Source organism: Staphylococcus sp. 231237_7MaSpsaltlick (assembly GCF_043107035.1).
This window is the reverse complement of sequence record NZ_JBICNX010000120.1, coordinates 1-1462: the sequence shown is the minus strand read 5'-3', so window position 1 is coordinate 1462 and position 1462 is coordinate 1. Positions and strand designations below refer to the sequence as shown.

Annotated in this window: 1 protein-coding gene and 1 pseudogene; one reads left to right on the top strand and one right to left on the bottom strand. The window is 24.8% G+C overall.

Going from position 1 to position 1462, the window contains the following annotated elements:
- Positions 1–135, bottom strand: a pseudogene (locus ACF91D_RS30270) (competence type IV pilus major pilin ComGC); the annotation flags it as partial.
- Between the two features lie 412 nt (positions 136–547).
- Between ACF91D_RS30270 and ACF91D_RS30265 the strand changes: the two are divergent.
- Positions 548–1156 carry a hypothetical protein gene (locus tag ACF91D_RS30265; RefSeq protein ID WP_392438437.1) on the top strand — a complete coding sequence of 203 codons (609 nt, stop codon included), beginning with the start codon at positions 548–550 and terminating at the stop codon, positions 1154–1156.
- Positions 1157–1462: the final 306 nt, after the last annotated feature.

The following is a 1462-nucleotide window of genomic DNA, read 5'->3' as shown; positions in this document are numbered from 1 at the left end:
ATAGGCTTCAATTTGACTATCTATCATTTTAAGCTGTGCTTCACAACTCTTAGTCTGTATATGCGAGGATTGTTTAGCTATATTAGGTATAATTAATATTAATAATAAACTTATTATTAGCAAAACCGATAACATTTCAATAAAAGTGGTTGTATTTATATTAAGTCAAATCCTTTCGTTTCAGCATTCTTAGTATGTATTAAGTACTTAAGAACTCATAACATTACGTACGAATTCAAAATTATGGTGGTTTATATGTGGTATTTTGATATATAATTTACACAATATGTTGAATTTATTAACTAAGTTAAATGATTAGTGTGGTCAAGATGTGGTATTTTGAATTCTAATAAGAATCAATTATTTTAAAACACCCAATATTTATTGGTTATTTACAACATAAATAAATGAAAATATCAGCATTATTATGAAAGGATGCTATTTCTTGAGTGAAATTTGGAGGTTTTTATTTAAAAGTTTTGATAAAGTATGTATAGTAATTTATAAATTTATTTGTATATTTATTATTTTTTCGATGTGTATTGCAATGTTATCAATAATTTTTATTGTCTTATCTATTATCAAAGATTTTATTCCAACACGATTTGTTGCCGTCATGCTCATAGAAACTGTTGTGCCTGTAATTTTTGTATTATTTCTTATACAAATTATACAATTCAGTAAATATTTTAACAAAATATCTTTAAGACACAATTATAAACCATTCTTAGTGATAGTATGGGATAAAATCACTGAGAATTTGGTACCTTTATTATGTGTGGTTGCAATGTTTCTAATATCACTATGCTTAGCTTTAATTAATAGCTTTGGTTATAATGCAGATGATTTTGTTTTAGTAGTTATGGCTGTTTTAGCGAATGCGTTATACTCTTTAATAACTAGAAATACTAATAAATATGAAGAAAATAAATTGATGATTGATAATATTAGAGATATATTCTTAGTCGGTATAATTGGTTATTGGTTAATAGATAAATATAAAGACGATACATTTTTGAAGGAAATTACATGGTTATTAAATGCAGATATTAATATAGCGATGGATGTTTTAGGAGTATTAATTTTTATTTTAATTTCAATTTTCATTGCTATGGTTCCGTTAGCCGTACTTAAGTCATTTAAGCATAGTAAGTGATCAGCGTTCAATCTTATTTTGCAATATAGTAAACAATTGTATTACTATGGTACTTTCGGTGCAAATTAGACACTTTCTCAGCGTGCTAATGATAGCTTTTATATTTATTTAATGACATGCTGTTAGAAAAAACTAAAAATCAAGTGAGTTATTAAGACTTATTTAATAGTTCAATATTTTAGTATAACTTGAAATAAATAAAACAGGAGATTTTTAATTTGAAACATTCATTACTTGGTCACCAACTAGATTATAAGTATTACATACTTAAAGATTATGAAAATTTATACAATGAACATATTGATC